The 17329-nt window shown below is 61.6% G+C and carries 13 protein-coding genes and 3 tRNA genes; 6 read left to right on the top strand and 10 right to left on the bottom strand.

Annotated features, from left to right (window positions below):
- Positions 1–134: 134 nt before the first annotated feature.
- The 8 genes from PG879_RS19790 to recR form a co-directional block, all read right to left on the bottom strand.
- Complete coding sequence (locus PG879_RS19790) at positions 135–497, bottom strand: DUF2750 domain-containing protein (RefSeq protein WP_010674427.1); 363 nt, start codon at positions 495–497, stop codon at positions 135–137.
- 123 nt (positions 498–620) lie between these two features.
- Entirely contained in the window at positions 621–2249 is a 1629-nt protein-coding gene (locus tag PG879_RS19785; RefSeq protein WP_039038910.1) for a methyl-accepting chemotaxis protein, read from the bottom strand.
- A gap of 162 nt (positions 2250–2411) precedes the next feature.
- On the bottom strand, positions 2412–3716 hold the full coding sequence (locus tag PG879_RS19780) for an inosine/guanosine kinase (RefSeq protein WP_010674425.1): 1305 nt from the start codon (positions 3714–3716) through the stop codon (positions 2412–2414).
- Positions 3717–3891: 175 nt separating this feature from the next.
- The gene (locus PG879_RS19775) at positions 3892–4284 is read right to left on the bottom strand and encodes an MAPEG family protein (RefSeq protein ID WP_010674424.1); all 393 of its coding nucleotides are present in this window, start codon (positions 4282–4284) and stop codon (positions 3892–3894) included.
- 64 nt (positions 4285–4348) lie between these two features.
- On the bottom strand, positions 4349–5323 hold the full coding sequence (hemH, locus tag PG879_RS19770) for a ferrochelatase (protein WP_042882436.1): 975 nt from the start codon (positions 5321–5323) through the stop codon (positions 4349–4351).
- Between the two features lie 119 nt (positions 5324–5442).
- On the bottom strand, positions 5443–6087 hold the full coding sequence (gene adk / locus PG879_RS19765; protein ID WP_010674422.1) for an adenylate kinase: 645 nt from the start codon (positions 6085–6087) through the stop codon (positions 5443–5445).
- Between the two features lie 238 nt (positions 6088–6325).
- A complete protein-coding gene (gene htpG, locus PG879_RS19760) occupies positions 6326–8239 on the bottom strand; it encodes a molecular chaperone HtpG (RefSeq protein WP_039038912.1) in 1914 nt (637 codons plus the stop codon).
- Between the two features lie 622 nt (positions 8240–8861).
- Positions 8862–9464 carry a recombination mediator RecR gene (gene recR, locus PG879_RS19755; RefSeq protein ID WP_010674419.1) on the bottom strand — a complete coding sequence of 201 codons (603 nt, stop codon included), beginning with the start codon at positions 9462–9464 and terminating at the stop codon, positions 8862–8864.
- A 1396-nt stretch (positions 9465–10860) separates the two neighbouring features.
- Between recR and alr the strand changes: the two genes are divergently transcribed.
- Positions 10861–11973 carry an alanine racemase gene (gene alr / locus PG879_RS19750; RefSeq protein WP_171865750.1) on the top strand — a complete coding sequence of 371 codons (1113 nt, stop codon included), beginning with the start codon at positions 10861–10863 and terminating at the stop codon, positions 11971–11973.
- Positions 11974–12064: 91 nt separating this feature from the next.
- Here the strand turns inward: alr and PG879_RS19745 are convergent.
- Together PG879_RS19745 and dauA are read right to left on the bottom strand one after the other, a co-directional pair.
- Positions 12065–12152, bottom strand: a tRNA-Ser gene (locus PG879_RS19745).
- Positions 12153–12422: 270 nt separating this feature from the next.
- Positions 12423–14159, bottom strand: a complete 1737-nt coding sequence (dauA, locus tag PG879_RS19740) for a C4-dicarboxylic acid transporter DauA (protein WP_041212899.1) — start codon at positions 14157–14159, stop codon at positions 12423–12425.
- A gap of 551 nt (positions 14160–14710) precedes the next feature.
- On the opposite strand from dauA, the gene PG879_RS19735 reads away from it, so the two are divergent.
- The 5 genes from PG879_RS19735 to PG879_RS19715 all read left to right on the top strand — a co-directional run bounded on the left by PG879_RS19735 (position 14711) and on the right by PG879_RS19715 (position 17197).
- Positions 14711–14786, top strand: a tRNA-Asn gene (locus PG879_RS19735).
- A 2-nt stretch (positions 14787–14788) separates the two neighbouring features.
- Positions 14789–14864: transfer RNA gene (locus PG879_RS19730), tRNA-Asn, on the top strand.
- Between the two features lie 173 nt (positions 14865–15037).
- Positions 15038–16048 carry an AraC family transcriptional regulator gene (locus PG879_RS19725; RefSeq protein ID WP_223953010.1) on the top strand — a complete coding sequence of 337 codons (1011 nt, stop codon included), beginning with the start codon at positions 15038–15040 and terminating at the stop codon, positions 16046–16048.
- Between the two features lie 178 nt (positions 16049–16226).
- Positions 16227–16361, top strand: coding sequence for a hypothetical protein (locus tag PG879_RS19720; protein ID WP_257707510.1), 135 nt, complete (start codon positions 16227–16229; stop codon positions 16359–16361).
- Positions 16358–17197, top strand: coding sequence for an oxidoreductase (locus PG879_RS19715; protein WP_039038935.1), 840 nt, complete (start codon positions 16358–16360; stop codon positions 17195–17197). Before PG879_RS19720 ends, PG879_RS19715 begins: the two co-directional genes overlap by 4 nt.
- The last annotated feature ends 132 nt before the right edge of the window (positions 17198–17329 follow it).

Here is a 17329-nt window from a genome sequence, read left to right as displayed (position 1 = left end):
GGTATCCATGATGGAGGCCCTCAGGGTGATGACCTACTTCAAGGTTAGCCTTTCAACATGTAATTGGGACAGCGCCTAAAAAAACCGGCCCCCCGAAGGGGGCCGGTTCATCACAATCCGGCAGGACGGCAGACTCAGGCGTCCAGTTCCACCAGCGCCTTGGCCAGCTCGATGGGCTCGAGCTCCTGGCCTTCCAGATCGGCGTTCCAGTTCGGGCCGACCAGCACGTCATCCTCGTCCAGATCGTTGATCCAGATGTCCAGGAACTCTTCGAGCTCGATCACTTCCGGCTCGTAATCCGCCCACTCGTCCACGCAGTGCAGGCGGGCATCCCCTTCGGCGGACCAGAGCGGCATCACGTCCGCATCTTCGAACTCGGCGGAGCGGCACACCACCCAGTCTTCACCGTAGCGCAGACCCCACACCTGACCCGACTCGCGGACTTCTTCGATGAACAGCTGGAAATTGGCGTCAAGATTGTCAGTTAGTTTGCTCATGGGGTCTCTCTCTTGCAAAGCAATGGCAGGCTGTCGGCCAGGGCTGGCCGAGAATGGGGCAGATGGTGTCCCAAAAGCCCCCCAGACTCAAGCCTTATCCCGAAAAAGCGGGGAGAAAGGCCGTCAGATGCGATATTTCGCCACCAGGGCCCCCAGCTCGTCGCAGGCCAGCGCCAGTTGCCCGGATGCCTGCTCGGTCAGCCGGTTCTGGGCCAGGGCATCCGCCGCCAGCTGGGTGATGGCCACCAGCCGCTGGTTGATCTCCTCCGCCGCCCGGCTCTGCTCCGCCGCCGCCGTGGCAATCTGCCCATTCATGGCAGTAATGGTGTGGACGGATCCATCGATGGCATTGATGGCGACATCCGCATCGCCGGCCCTGTCCGCCGTCGCGCGAGAGAGCTGCTGCAACTGGCTGATGCCGCTGACCACCTTGCCGGCCCCCTCCTGCAGCCGCTGGATCATCTGCCGGATCTCGTCGGTGGAGCTGTGGGTGCGGGTCGCCAGGGTACGCACCTCATCGGCGACCACCGCAAAGCCGCGCCCCTGCTCCCCGGCCCGTGCCGCTTCAATGGCGGCGTTGAGGGCCAGCAGGTTGGTCTGCTCCGCCACCCCGCGAATGACGTCGAGCACGGAGCCAATCTGCTGAGTCTCCTGCTCGAGGCGGCTCACCGCCTGTACCGTCTCCACCATCTCGTCCGCCAGCTGGCTGATGGACTCCCGGGTCTGGACCACCACCTCGCGGCCATGCTGGGCCAGATTGAGGGCCGAGTCCGCCGCGTCGGCGGCCTGGGCCGCGTGCTGGCCCACTTCGCGGCTGCTCACCGTCATCTGCTCCATGGCGCTGGCCACCCGCAGGGTATCCTGCTCCTGGCCGGTGACGATGGCGCCGGTACGCTCCACCACCTCGGCCAGCTGGTGGGCATGCACCCGGTTCTGATCCGCTATCTGCTGGCTGCGGGCCACCAGCTGCGCCATCTGGCTGGCGAAGAGGTTGAAGTTGATGCTGAGCTGGCTCAGCTCGTCACGCCCCGACTCCGGCAGACGTACCCGCAGATCCCCCTCCCCCCTGGCGATGTTGCCAAGGGCCGAGACCGAGCGGGAGAGGGGCACGACGATGCTGCGCACAATGAGGCCGACCACGGCAAACAGCAGGAGGGCCAGCACCAGCCCGATCCCCAGCAGGGTGTGCAGCACCTCCCGGTACTGGGCCTCGACGTCGTCCACATAGACGCCGGTGCCGATGATCCAGTCCCAGGGGGCAAAGCGCTTGATGTAGGAGATTTTGCGTACCGGTTCGTCCACCCCCGGCTTGGGCCAGTAGTAGGCCACCTCCCCCGCGCCCTGGGCCCGGGCCAGATCGGCGAAGGCGACGAACAGCCTGAGCCCCTGCTTGTCCTCCACCCCGGAGAGATCCTTGCCGTCCAGCTCGGGTTTCATGGGGTGCATCACCATGGTGGGGTGGCTGTCGTTGATCCAGAAGTAGTCATCGTTGCCGTAACGCAACCCCTTGATCAGCGCCAGCGCCTCGGCCTTGGCGCTCGCCTCGTCCAGCTCCCCCTTGCGCACCCTGGCTTCCAGCCCCGCCACCAGGCTGTAGGCGGTCTCCACCTGGGCCTGGGTCTGGCGGCTCTTCTCACCCATCAGCCCCTGCTGATAGATCTGCAGGCAGAAGAACAGCAGCAGTCCCAGCAGCGCCAGCACCATCAGGGTCACCAGCGACAGACGCCGACCGATACTCCATTGTCTCAACATACCCTCGCCCCGCAGCAGCTACATATCCTTAACACAAGGTATGTCGCCGCGACGCGGGCTGTCCACGATGTCAGCAAAAGCGATGCCAAAAACATGATCCAGCCCCAAAAACAAGAAAGGGTGCCCAGTGGCACCCTTTCTCGTGGTCGACAGGAAGAGGTATCACCGCTCCCAGTACACCTCTTCCAGGCTGTCTTCCTTCTCCGGCAACCCGCGGGAGAGGCGCGGGCTGCTCTGGGCCAGCACCTCGTAGCTCACCCGGTTGGCGTACTTGCACACCTGGGCCAGAGAGGAGTAGGTCAGGAATTCCGAGAGATGCTTGGCGGAGTTCGGCACGTTCATGCGGTGGTAGGCGTTCGCCACCATGTCGTGCAGCACGGCGGACAGCGCACCGTCCCCTGCCCCGTTGGTGTTCTTGATCTTCTCCGGGCCGCCCATGTAGGGGGAGATGTGGGAGTAGATACGCGCAGGCTTGCGGCACTTGTCCCGGGCCATGGGGCGGCTGAACTCGTACATGTTGAATTCGGGGATGACGCCGGGCAGCAGGGTGTGGGTGGTCTCGCGCTTGTAGTCCTCGTCGGTGTAGCTCGCCATGTAGAGGCCGATGGGGCCGGCGGTGCAGAGCACCATGTCCGCCCAGTCCAGCGCCTTGTCGGCCGCGCCGAGGGGATCCTTTATCCCGGTCAGGGCCTCCGCCTCGTCCTCGTTCATGGCGAGCACAGTCACGTTCTCGCTGATGAAATCGCGCCACCACTGGGGATTCTCGTCGATGACGAAGCGGGTGCCCAGGGTCAGCACCACGGGCACCCCGGCCTCGCGGGCATAGCGCACCGCGGCCATGGCGGCCTCCTTCATGGGCGTGCCGTCGGCGCCGCGCACCAGATAGGCGGTGATCACCAGGGCCGAGGCCTCCTTGATGATGGTCTCGGGGATGTGGTCCACATCCAGGTGATCCATCTTGCCGGCGTTGATGCCAAAGCTGCGCTCTCCCCCTTCGGTGATGAAGGTGAAGCAGCGCCCGACCGGGCCGTCCACCGGCTGCAGGTAGTCGAGGTTGACCCGGGAGGAGGTGTTGCACAGATAGCGGTAGGCATAGCTGCCGATGCGGATGTCCTGGCTCATGACGCCAAGCAGGATGGAGTGGGAGTCCGCCAGCACGGAGTAGTTGTGCATGGTGTTGCCGATGGTGCCGCCGGCAAATTCGCTCACCACCATGTTGTTGGCCTTGAGCTCGTCGTAGACCAGCTCCGCCACTTCGTCGGAGATGAGCATGGAGTGGCCCTTGCTCAGGCCGTACCGGTTCAGGAAGTCTTCGTCCACATGGGCTTCGATATCCACCAGAGTCTGATCGATGCCCACTACATAGGCCTTGCCCAGTTCGGTGAGCTGGGAATTCTGCGGGATCAGGGGATCACGTCTGTCGACCGGGAAGTAGTGTTTGGACTTGCGCTGACCGGGAAATTTCATGGCAATCTTCTGTGCTCTGGGGAAAAGAGGGGCGGGATTTTAACACAATCCACCACGCCGAAAAGTCGCACGATTGAATTTTGAGGTCAGTATAGACAAGGGCTTGCGAGGAAAACGTTTGACTTGCCTGCCACAAAAAACCACCCCGTGGCGGGGTGGCGTTGCGGGATGACATTCAGCTTGCCGAGAGCCCCTGCACCAGGGCCAGCACCGAGAAAATCCCCAGCGACAGCCAGAAGAAGAGGGTGCCGAAGAGGCGCGGCATGTTGGGAGCCCGGGGGATCTGGATGCCGATGGCATGCAGGATGCGCCCCACCAGCAGCAGCACACCGCCCAGGTGCAGCCAGAGCGCCCCGACCCCCGCCAGTTCGCACAGGGCCATCAGCAGCAGAGTGAGGGGCACGTACTCGGCAAAGTTGCCGTGGGCGCGGATCGCGGCCAGCATCTCGGGGGCTTCCCCCTCCCCTATCATCACCCTGAACTGGGCGCGGCGCTTGACCACCCAGAAGGAGAGCAGCAGGAACAAGAGCCCGAGCAGGCCGGCGTAAATCAGCGTGATATGCATCATCAGGACACTCCTTTATCGTTGAATCCGAACGTCCGCCACGTCGGGCACCGGATGAGAACGGCCATCATGCCAGCTCGCGACAGATGAGGGAAACCATCATGCGGATATGGGCCTGATCGCTGTTGAGGGCCGGGATGTATTCAAACTGCTCGCCACCGGCGGCCATGAAGATCTCCCGGTTCTGCACCTGGATCTCCTCCAGGGTCTCGAGGCAATCCGCCGAGAAGGCCGGGCAGATGACATCGAGCCGCTTGACACCGCGAGAGGGCAAGTCGCCCACGGTCAGGTCCGTGTAGGGCTTGAGCCACTCCTCCTTGCCAAAGCGGGACTGGAAGCTCGCGGTCCACTGCTCCGGGGCCAGCCCCAGCGCCTCCGCCAGCAGGGCGGCGGTGCGCCTGCACTGATGACCATAGGGATCCCCTTCCCGCTCGTAGCGCTCCGGAATGCCGTGGAAGGACATCAGCAGATGCTCCCCCTGGCCGTGCTGCTCCCAGTGGCGACGCACGCTCATGGCCAGCGCCTGGATGTACTCCGGGTGGGCATGGTAATCGCGGATGAGCCGCACCACCGGCAGATTGCGTTCGGTTTTCATCGCCCTGGCCCAGGCGTCGAACACCGAGGCGGTGGTACTGACCGAATACTGGGGATAGAGCGGCAGCAGGATCACCCGGTTGACCCCCTGGGCCTTGAGGGCCTGCCAGCCATCGGCCAGCGACGGGGCGCCATAGGTCATGGCGAGCGCCACCGGCACCTCGACTCCTTCCCGCTTGAGCTCGTGCTCCAGGGCCGCGCGCTGCTGCTGGCTGATCACCATCAGGGGGGAGCCCTGCTCGGTCCACACCTGCTGATAGAGCTTGGCCACCTTGGGGGAGCGGGTCGGCAGGATGATGAAGTGAAGCAGGGGGCACCAGAGGTAGCGCGGCAGGTCGACGACCCGCTGATCGTGCAGAAACTGGCTGAGAAACGCCTTGACCGCCGCCGTGGTCGGCGCGGCCGGGGTACCCAGATTGACCAGCAAGATCCCGGTTTTCGTGGTCACGTTAGCATCCTGTCGTTCTGTGTCGTGGGAATGGAATGCAAGAAAGGGCCCGGTATGGACCCTTTTCTCACTCTCGTCGCCAGCCGGCGAACGGCTGCGTCCTGCCGGCCCTGAACGGCTTAACCGAGAATGGCGGCCAGTTGCTGGCTGACCAGATCCACCGGCTGGGTGCCGTCGATCTTGACGTAACGGGTGTTGCCCGCTTCCGCTTCCTTGCCGTAGAAACCGATGAGCGGCGCGGTCTGCTGATGGTAGACATCCAGACGCTTGCGCACTGTGGTCTCTTCGTCGTCGGCACGGATCACCAGATCTTCACCGGTCACGTCATCCTTGCCTTCCACTTTCGGCGGGTTGAACACCACGTGGTAAGTACGGCCGGAGCCGGAGTGCACGCGGCGGCCGCTCATGCGCTTGACGATCTCTTCGTCCGGCACGTCGAATTCCAGCACGAAGTCCACGGTCACACCGGCATCCTTCATGGCTTGCGCCTGGGGAATGGTGCGGGGGAAGCCGTCCAGCAGGAAGCCGTTGGCGCAATCCGGTTGCGCGATGCGTTCTTTGACCAGGCCGATGATGATGTCGTCGGAGACGAGCTGACCTGCGTCCATCACGGCTTTGGCCTTGAGGCCCAGCTCGGTACCCGCTTTGATCGCCGCACGCAGCATGTCGCCGGTGGAGATCTGCGGAATACCGTGTTTTTCCATGATGAACTGAGCCTGGGTACCCTTGCCGGCGCCCGGAGCTCCCAACAGAACAATGCGCATACACGCTCCTAGTTGATTGGTTATTCAATTCTTGAGAAGGCAAAAAACTACACGTTTTCGCCCGTATTAACAAGCTCGCCCCGTGTGAGTGGCCAGATTATCACCACACTCCCGCCCCGTCTCTGCGACCAAAGACGCAGACGACGACCACGAAAAATGATTGAAAATGCAGCAGCGCACCAGAGGGGAACGGCCAAAAAAAAGCCCACTGTCATGCAGTGGGCCAATCACAATCACATCACGCCTGGAGTAGCAGACGGTTGATACGGGAGACGAAGCTCGCCGGATCATTGAGACCGCCCTGCTCCGCCAGCTGGGCCTGCTCGTGCAGGAGGGAGACCCACTCGCCAAACAGGCTCTCATCCTCGATGGTGCCGAGCTTCTTCACCAGGGCATGGTCGGGGTTGAGCTCCAGGATGTACTTCTGCTCCGGCACCGGCTGGCCGGCGGCGCGCATCAGCTTGATCATCTGGGTGCTCATGCCGTGGGCGTCGGTGACGATGCAGGACGGCGAGTCGGTCAGACGGTGGGTGACGCGCACCTCTTTCACCGCCTCCCCGAGGCTCTTCTTGACCCGCTCAACCAGACCGGCGTTGGCTTTTTCGGCCTCTTCCTGCGCCTGCTTGGAGGCGTCGTCTTCCAGATCCCCGAGATCCAGTTCGCCTCGGGTGACGGAGACCAGCTGCTTGCCGTCGAACTCGGTCAGGTGGCTCATCAGCCACTCGTCCACCCGCTCCCACATCAGCAGCACTTCGACGCCCTTCTTGCGGAAGATCTCGAGGTGCGGGCTGTTCTTGGCAGCGGCATAAGAGTCGGCGGTGATGTAGTAAATCTTCTGCTGACCTTCCTTCATGCGGCCAACGTAATCCTCCAGCGACACGGTCTGGGCTTCGCCCTCGCCGGCGGTGCTGGCAAAGCGCAAGAGCTTCGCGATCTCTTCCCGGTTGGCGTAATCCTCGGCCGGGCCTTCTTTGAGCACATTGCCGAACTCGCTCCAGAACTTGGCGTACTTCTCGCCATCCTCTTTCGCCAGCTTGTTGAGCATGGTGAGCACGCGCTTGGAGCAGGCCTTGCGCAGGGAGGCGGTCACCTTGTTGTCCTGCAGGATTTCACGGCTGACGTTGAGCGGCAGATCATTGGAGTCCAGCACCCCTTTCACGAAGCGCAGGTAGGTCGGCATGAACTGCTCGGCGTCGTCCATGATGAAGACGCGCTGCACATAGAGTTTCAGGCCGTGCTTCTGCTCGCGGTTGTAGAGATCGAACGGCGCACGGGCCGGGATGTAGAGCAGGCTGGTGTACTCCTGGGCCCCTTCCACCCGGTTGTGACCCCACAGGAGCGGATCTTCGAAGTCGTGGGCGACGTGCTTGTAGAACTCCTGGTACTCCTCGTCCTTGATGTCCTTCGGGTTGCGGGTCCAGAGCGCGGTGGCGCGGTTGACCTGCTCCCACTCCCCCGGGGTGCCGACGATGGTTTCACCGTCTTCTTCCCGATCCGGAGTGCCCTCCTTGAACATCTCCACCGGCACGCTGATGTGGTCGGAATATTTGCTGACCACGGAGCGCAGGCGCCAGTCGTCCAGGAACTCCTCTTCATCGCTGCGCAGGTGCAGGATGACGTCGGTGCCGCGACCGGCTTTGGTCACGTCAGCCACGGTGAAGGAGCCTTCCCCTTGTGATTCCCACTGCACGCCCTGCTCCGGCGCGGTGCCGGCGGCGCGGGAGACCACGGTCACCTTGTCGGCCACGATGAAGGCGGAGTAGAAGCCCACCCCGAACTGGCCGATCAGCTGGGAATCCTTGCCCTGGTCACCGGAGAGGTGCTTGAAGAACTCGGCGGTGCCGGACTTGGCGATGGTGCCCAGGTGCTCGATCACCTGGTCACGGGTCATGCCGATGCCGTTGTCCGAAATGGTCAGGGTCTTGTTCTCTTTGTCCACCACCAGGCGCACGCGCAACTGGCCGTCGTTTTCGAACAAAGAGGCATCGGAAAGCGCCTTGAAGCGCAGCTTGTCCGCCGCATCGGAGGCGTTGGAAATCAGCTCGCGCAGGAATACTTCTTTGTTGGAGTAGAGGCTGTGAGCCATCAGGCTCAGCAGTTGTTTGACTTCAGTCTGAAAGCCGTGGGTTTCGGCGTGAACACTTTGGGTCATCGACCAGTCCTCAAAACGTCGGGTTGAACAGATTCCCAAGCTAGATGGGGTTGGCCTTTCAAATATCAAGGGGCTTGCGTGCAAACTTGAGAGCAAATTTGCACACCGGCCCCTCGCTTGGCCCACACAGGCAACCCCCTCACGGCCTCCCCCTTCACAAGGGGGAGGTGAACTGCCATCCCCAGTCTGGCGAGGAGGGTCAGATTGGGATCGAGCGTGGAGCCAATGGCGAGGTCAGCCTTGCTCTCCCCTGCCAAGGGGAGGCATGAGGTGGGATCCGTTGCCCCCTCCCCTGCCAAAGGGGGCATGGGGCGGGCTCCGTTGCTTTCTTCCCTGCCAAAGGGAGGAGTGGGGCAAGATCCATTGCTCCCTCCCCTATCAAGGGGAGGGCCGGGTTGGGTTCGTTGCTTTCTTCCCTGCCAAAGGGAGGAGTGGGGCAAGATCCATTGCTCCCTTCCCTGCCAAGGGGAGGGCCGGGGTGGGGTTCGTTGCTTTCTCCCCTGCCAAGGGAAGGGCTGAGGCGGGGTTCGTTGCTTTCTCCCCTGCCAAAGGGAGGAGTGGGGCAAGATCCATTGCTCCCTCCCCTGCCAAGGGGAGGGCCGGGGTGGGGTCCGTGGCCTCTTTAGCTCAGACGCTGACGCCCCATCAGGGAGTGGGAGAGCGTGGTGCCATCCACCAGCTCCAGCTCCCCGCCCACCGGCACCCCGTGGGCGATGCGGCTCACCTCCACCCCGGCGGTGCGGGCCATGTCGGCGATGTACCAGGCGGTGGCATCCCCCTCGATGGTGGGGTTGGTGGCGAGGATCAGCTCCTTGATCTGCTCCTCTTGCAGGCGGCGCTCCAGGATATCGAGCCCCAGCTCCTCGGGGCCGATGCCGTCAAGGGGAGACAGATGCCCCATCAGCACGAAGTAACGGCCGGAGAACTGGCCGGTCTGCTCGATGGCGGCCACGTCCGCCGGGCTCTCCACCACGCAGAGCAGGCCATTCTCCTCGCGCTTGGGATTGGCGCAGATCTCGCAGCGATCGTTCTCGGTAAAGGTGCGGCAGTGGCTGCAATGACCGATTTCGGTGAGCGCCCGGTTGAGCAGGGAGGCGAGACGCAGGCCGCCGCTGCGCTCGCGCTCCAGCAGGGTGAACGCCATGCGCTGGGCCGACTTGGGGCCCACGCCCGGCAAGACCTGCAGCGCCTTCATCATCTCATCGAGCAGGGGACTGAATTTCATGGGGATATCCTTTAAAGCCGCGCCGAAGGAGTGATTCGACCCGCTTGTCTGAAGCGGCGCCGACTCCTCCATCCGAACCTATCTTGTTGGCGCAGGACTATACCCGAGCCGGCCCCGGGCGCCAATGGCCGATCCCGCCATAGTGCCTGACGGCCCAACATCACCCCGGTCGGGGCGCAGCACTGAGCGGCAACCTCCCTTTCCCCTCTTCCCACAACCCAGATCACGCCATGATTGCCAAACCAATTCCGGGGAAACCGGGAAACCCTCCCAGATTGCCCCAACTCACTCCCCACCAGCCTCCAGACAAGCCAGCACGGCCAGAAACCAGGCCCACATTGTTTGGTTTTTCTATTCGATAACCAGTTATCGTTTAACAAAACCAAACAATAAATGCCCTCTTGAGGTCCCGATTTATGACGTTGCGCCGGTTTTCAACGGCTCCCCCTTCTGTTTTTTCACCGGCCGATTAGTATGACTCACGCGACAACCAGCTCCGTTGAGGCCGTTACTAGGGAACGGCAAGATTTTGCAGTGCAGACTAAAGGCGCGGGCTGTGGGAATGAACTTAGGAAGGTGCGAATAAGTACCCTATGTGCCAAAACTAAAAAGTTTAGCCATTTAATATCAATAATTTAGAATGGTGTGTTTTTGTGCCAAGTGACTTGTTAGCACCTTCCCTAAAAACATATACCTTTAAATTTCATTTAATTATATGTCACCAACCAAAATGAACGCGCAAACGATATTTATTATCAGCTTTTAAGAAATAACCGCCCTGCTGTTCAAGGCTGATCTTCGCCGCTTGATTAATTAACCGGCCCACATCCATGCTTCACCATCCCTGGCCACGGATGACCTGTCTCTCCGGCCGCGTGCGCCACCAAGCCGGCCACAAGCTTTCTTGGTGGCGTACACCACTCGCCGGTTCGACGAGATGCCCTCTTTAATCCGGCAGTTCCACCTTCACCCCCCATGGAGCTGGTAGCCTGCTTTTCTCCTCTGCCATGCACCTGCCCCTCCCCGCACCTTGGCCAGGGGTCGGCAACCCCACCTGCACGCAGCCGGTGCGAAAAACCGCCAACAATGTGCGAAAACGGCTCGATCCCCCTCCCGTTTTAAGGGGAAAAACCAGTGATAAATATTGCCCGATAGGGAGCCAGAGAAAGCGTTGGCAGGGAAATTTATACCGAGGAATATTCCGTATTTTGCGCATTTACGCATTCCTATTCGCCACATAATTTACCAACAAAAAAACAACTGATAACATCTTTTTACATTTTAAAGCATATAAAAACATGATTCAGTGACCCCCGTTTGCTCGTCCCGGCAGCCAGGATCACCGGATCGGGATTGAAACCATCAGCCAACTACTCATCGAGCAGACACCCGACCCATGATGAACACAGTTACGGCCAGCATCGATATCGATGCACTCCAGCACAATTTCACCGTGGTGCGCCGCCATGCCCCCCACAGCAAGATCATCGCGGTACTCAAGGCCAATGCCTATGGCCATGGGCTGCTGCAGGTGGCCCACGCCCTCGCCCAGGCCGATGCCTATGCGGTGGCAAGGGTCGAGGAGGCGCTGGTGCTGCGTGCCAACGCCATCACCAAGCCCATTCTGGTGCTGGGAGGCTTCTTCAGTGCCGAGGCGCTGCCGCTGCTGGCGAAACACGAACTGCAAACCACCTTGCATACCTGGGAGCAGCTGGCACTGCTCGAGCAGGCCAGTCTGCCCGCCCCCATCAAGGTGTGGCTCAAGCTCGATACCGGAATGAACCGGCTCGGGCTGCGCACCCTGGAGCTGCCCGCCTTCATCGAGCGGCTGAGCCATTGTCGCAACGTGGTGCAGCCGTTCCATCTGATGACGCACTTCAGCCAGTCCGATGAGCAGGATACCCAGGCCACCCGGCTGCAGATCGAGGAATTCAACCGCCTCTCTGCTCATCTGCCGGGCGAGCGGGCCATGGCCAACTCCGCCGGCATCCTCGCCTGGCCGGCATCGCGCAGCGACTGGATCCGACCCGGCCTCATGCTCTACGGCGCCTCCCCGTTTACCGGTCAGCTTGCCGCCGACCATGACCTGCGCCCGGTCATGAATCTCAAGAGCCAGCTCATCGCCACCCGCGCCTGCCAGCAGGGCGAGGCGGTCGGCTATGGAGGACACTGGGTGGCGGATCGAAATACTACCCTCGGCGTGGTGGCCGCGGGATATGGCGATGGTTACCCCCGCATGGCGCCCGAAGGTACCCCCATGCTGATCAATGGCCGCCGGGTGCCCATCGTGGGTCGGGTTTCCATGGACATGATCACCGTCGATCTGGGGCCGGCGGCCAGCGACAAGGTGGGAGACGAGGTGACGCTGTGGGGGGAAGGGTTGCCGGTGGAACAGGTGGCCGAAAAGATAGGCACCATCCCCTACGAGCTGCTGACCCGCCTGACCAGCCGGGTCCATCTGACGCACTGTGACAAACGCGAACAGATGCCGATGTTGAAGCTGGCCTGAGCAAGCGGTCTGAGACCGGCCACAGAGAAGTGTCAAACCAGCCCTTGATAAACAAAAGGCCCCGTCTTTCGACGGGGCCTTTTGTTTTATTTGGCGGTGAGGGAGGGATTCGAACCCTCGATACGTTGCCGTATACACACTTTCCAGGCGTGCTCCTTCAGCCACTCGGACACCTCACCAAATTTTCACTGCTTGAAGTGGCTTTCGGAGCACGCTGCGCGTGCATCTTGCCGACTTCGTCGGTGGGCAGCCACTCGGACACCGCACCCAATTTTGGTCTGTGCTTTAACGTGTTCAGCCAACACGAATTCGCTGCGCCGTTGCGCTGGAACGGGGCGTAATGTAAGGGATAGGCGCGAGGCGGTCAATGCAATTTTTTATCTTTTGCCACTGTTTGCTCAATAAGCGAACCAAGTGACTAAAAATATGCCATTTCCTATCCCTTTCCATCAATTTTCAACCGCTTCGTGCAAATGTTCTCCTCGAATCGCCTCTTCCAGCGAGCCGTAGAACTCCAGCTCTCCCGCCACCGGACGCACCTTGGCCCGCGCCAGGGTCTTGAGGGGCTGGAATTGCAATTCAGCCACCTTGAGACGGACCCCCGCCTTGGCCATGCGTTTTGCGAACTGCTGGAAGGCGGTGAGACCGCCAGCATCCAGGATGGAGACCGCCTCCATTTGCAGGATCAACTCCTTGTGGTCCTTCACCTGGGCAAGCAACTCGTCAAAGACCCGCTCGGCGGCGGCAAAGAACAGTGGCCCGTTGATCTTGTAGACAAGGGTCGAGGGGGACACCTCGCTGGCATAGCGCTTGTGATCCGCCAGGTTGTGCAGCCTGGTCATCTTGGCTATCTCGCGCATGAACAGCAAAGAGGCCAGGATCACCCCGAAGGTGATGGCGATGACCATGTCGAAGATGACGGTCAGCGACAGGCAGACCAGCAGCACCAGTACATCGGATTTGGGCGCCCGGCGCACCAGATCCACCACCTTGTGGGCCTCGCTCATGTTCCAGGCCACCAGCAGCAACAGGGCGGCCATGGCAGAGAGCGGCAACCAGGAGAGCCAGGGCGCCAGCACCAGGATGGCGGCCAGCACCACCAGCGCATGGACGATACCGGAGATGGGAGAAGTGGCCCCGGCCCGCACGTTGGCGGCGGAGCGGGCGATGGCGGCCGTCGCCGTGATGCCGCCGAAGAAGGGCGCCAGTATGTTGCCGAGCCCCTGCCCCAGCAGCTCGCCATTGGAGCTGTGCTTGCGACCCGTCATGCCGTCCAGCACCACGGCGCAGAGCAGGGATTCGATGGCCCCCAGCATGGCCATGGAGAAGGCGGCGGGCAGCAGTCTCTGGATGGCGGCCAGGTTCCACTCCACCGGTGCCCCGTCCGGCCCCGGCAGCGCCCAGGGCATCACCAGGGTCGGCGCGATGGGGGGGATCCCCATGCCCTGGGTACCGTCGGCCAAGGTATAGCTGAACTTGCTGCCGATGGTGGCCACGTCCACCCCGAACTGGTGCAGGCCAAAGCCCAGGCCCACCCCCACCAGCACGGCGGGCAGGTGGCCGGGGACCGGCAGACGCAGCCTAGGCCAGAGCAGCAGCACCGCCAGGGTCGCCACCCCCACCAGGGTGTCCCCCCACTGCCAGCTGGGCAGGGCATGAGCCAGCGCCTGCACCTTGCCGAGGTAGGTTTCCGGCATCTCGGGCACCTGCAGGCCGAAGAAATCCTTGATCTGCAGGGTGGCGATCACGATGGCGATACCGCCGGTAAAACCCAGGGTCACCGAGGGCGGAATGTATTCGATGAGGCGGCCGAGGCGCGCCATCCCCATGGCCACCAGGAAGCAGCCCGAGATCAGGGTGGCCATCAAAAGCCCCCCCACCCCGAACTGCTGGGCCACCGGGTAGAGGATCACCACGAAGGCGGCGGTGGGCCCCGAGATGGAGAAGCGGGAGCCGCCGGTCACGGCGATCACGATACCGGCGATGATGGCGGTGTAGAGCCCGTGCTGGGGCGGCACCCCACTGGCGATGGCCAGTGCCATGGCAAGGGGAATGGCGATGATGCCGACCGTGATGCCGGCGATGAGGTCGCGGCCAAAGCGCGCCACGCTGTAGGGTTCGTCAATGCAGGATTGGCGCAATGCGATGGCCAGCTTCACGCCTTGTAAGGAAGCTTGATTGTGCATGTCTAGGGTAATACCAGAAGAGGGAGACAAAGGCCGGGGTGAACCGGCACCCGATCATCATCAAGGGCCGGCAGAGCTGTCGACGCGGCGATGGTATCGAAGGCAACCATACCCGACCCGGCCAGATAATTCGATGGGCAGGATCAAGAAATGGCCATTACCCCGCATTATTGTCATCGATAGCTCGCATATCGCCGATTTTCCCTGCCATTCCTTTAATAGATCCCTGGTCATCGCGAACCGGCACCTCCCTCGCATCCCCCACACCTCAGAGGCAAGCCCATCGACAGGGGCGACATCGCCGATTTTCATCGGTTCCCGCCATGATCGGCTTATCCATTGCCTCGCCCCCTCCAGGCCGATGGCACCTTCATCGCCAGCCCGACCGTGGCCGCAGGCAGGGCATCTCAAGCTGCTGATTGTGCTGAAAATAGTCCACAGCGCCCAAGTTTTGGGCAAACGGGCCGAAAAGCCCTTTTTCCGTGGAGTGGCGGGTTGACACCCGTCCGGGGGATCATTAATATCCGCTGCGTCTCGACGAGACAGGCAATTCCTCCTTAGTTCAGTCGGTAGAACGGCGGACTGTTAATCCGTATGTCACTGGTTCAAGTCCAGTAGGAGGAGCCAATTCCCTCGTAGTTCAGTCGGTAGAACGGCGGACTGTTAATCCGTATGTCACAGGTTCAAGTCCTGTCGAGGGAGCCATATTCCATGCCTCAAAGGCCCGATCGCAAGATCGGGCCTTTTTGTTTTGCCTGTCTCTGGCATCCAATGCCACCACATTGGCGCCTTTTGCATGTCAATGCTCTCGCCCTGCCCCCTATACTGGTCCTCATTCCGCTAGCACTGACTTCACCTCGCACGGCAAAGGCGCACGCATGGCACACAAATCTCACTTTTCCCTGGACGTCGGATGGCAGCTACTGCTCAAAGACCTTGGCCTGCCATCCAGGCATGTCTTGCGCAGGGCACTGCTGCCGGAAGACACGTTGTCGCGCGAGAATCATGGGTTGACCACCGATGAGTATTTCCGTTTCTGGCGGGCGCTGGAGCAGGAAGCCAATGACGTCCTGTTTCCCTTGCGGCTCATCGAGACCGTTTCCAGCGAAGTCTTCAGTCCCCCCTTGTTTGCCGCCCTGTGCAGCCCGGATCTGATGCGGGCTGTCCAGCGGCTGGCCAAATACAAGGCGCTCGTTGCCCCCATGAGCCTCGAGATCTCGGTAGGCCCCTGGGGAGAGATGACGCTCTCCCCTCGCTGGCAAGGAGGGCACACCGAGGTCCCGGTCTCCCTGCAGGTGGTGGAACTCGCCTTCTTTGTCCGACTGGCACAGATCGCCACACGTGAGGCGATCTGTGCCGTGCGAGTGACACTGCCTGCGCTCCCTGCTGGAAAGGCACTGCAGCGCTACGAGCGCTTCTTCGGCACCGCCATCACACTTGGAACCCATGCCAGCATTACGTTTTCTGCCGTGGACGTGCTGCGCCCCTTTCTCACGAGCAACGAGGGGATGTGGCAAGCCTTCGAGCCCGAGCTGCGTCGCCAGTTGTGCGAAATGGACTCTGCCGCCACCACGGCGGAGCGGGTGCATGCCGTTCTGCTCGAGCTCTTGCCAAGCAACTCGGCCACCATTGAGGTGGCGGCAAGTCGCTTGGGCATGAGCAAGAGAACCCTGCAACGCCGGCTGGAAGAGGAAGGGGAAAACTTTCGAGCCCTGGTCAGCGAGACGCGAAGAAGGCTCGCCTGCCACTACCTTGAGCACACCACCCTGTCTGGAGGGGAGATAGCCTTTCTGCTTGGCTTCGAAGATCCCAACTCCTTCTACCGCGCATTCCAGGATTGGACCGGGCGGACGCTGGAAAGCACTCGCCAGTCATATCGATTCAACTGAGGTCAGCCTCATGACCACCCATATCAATCCCGTCGCGTGCTGCTCGCCGGGGCCACCTTCGCCGTCGCTGGCAGCCGGGAGGCATTTAGCGCCGTCGACTTCACGGCCAATCTGGCCGCCGCCAGGGCCGCGGTCAAGGACGGTGATCGCCGCACAGGCTGACTCGAAAGCAATAGGGATGGCGCAGTTCGATGGCGTCATGGCGCCGTTTGCCAGAACCATGGCATCACGGGTCGGATATGGTATCGATACCGCAGGCAAGCCGATTCTGGACTCGCATGCGATTCATTTTGCTCAAGGATCTTCCATATGAACTCAAACGTTGTGCTCGTCACCGGCGCCTCCTCCGGTATCGGAGCGGCCACCGCCATGAAACTGAAGGCTCTAGGATTCACCGTGTATGCCGCAGCGCGGCGCATCGAACGCATGCAATGCCTGACAGACGCGGGGATCCGCGTCATCGCCATGGATGTGACCCAGGATGCATCTATGCAGGCAGGAGTTGAGAGAATCATCACCGAAACCGGCAAGATCGACGTACTGGTCAACAATGCCGGGTATGGCTCCTACGGCTCGGTTGAAGAAGTCTCTCTCGAGGAGGGTCGCACCCAGTTTGACGTCAATGTGTTTGGCGCCGTTCGCCTCATCCAGCTGGTGCTGCCCCACATGCGCGCCCGACAGACTGGCACCATAGTCAACATCACCTCCATGGGCGGCAAGATCCACACCCCGCTAGGAGCCTGGTACCACGGAACCAAGTTCGCACTGGAGGCCATCAGCGATTGCCTTCGCATGGAGGTGGAACCCTTTGGCATCAATGTAGTAGTGGTAGAACCGGGTGGCATCAAGACCGAGTGGGCCGACATTGCCGCGCAAAAACTGCGCGAGGTCTCCGGCGAGGGGCCTTATGGTCACCAGGCCCTCCCCATGGGGGAGTCCATGATCGGACGCGCCAGCCGCCAGCGCCAGTCCCCGCCGGAACTCATCGCGGATACCATCGCCAAGGCGGTCCAGACCCGTCGCCCCAAGACCCGCTATGCCGTTGGTTTTGGGGCCAGGCCGATGATCTTCCTGCGCCGCTTGTTGCCGGATCGTGCATTTGACCGCTTCATGCGCCTTGCTACAGGGATCCCGCACCAACGCGGCTGACCCAGTCCACCGACACCTCACCCAGGATAGGCTTGCGCCTGAAAGCCCGGCCATCGGCCGCAATGCTGATCAGTTAAGGATCCATTGACCGATCCTTCTGCTGTAGGACAATCCGGAACCAATCACTGGTTC

The sequence above is a fragment of the Aeromonas sp. QDB63 genome (genome assembly GCF_027707425.1).
Lineage (GTDB): Bacteria > Pseudomonadota > Gammaproteobacteria > Enterobacterales > Aeromonadaceae > Aeromonas > Aeromonas caviae.
The sequence above is the reverse complement of the archived record's forward strand: the minus strand, read 5'-3'. Positions and strand labels throughout refer to the sequence as shown.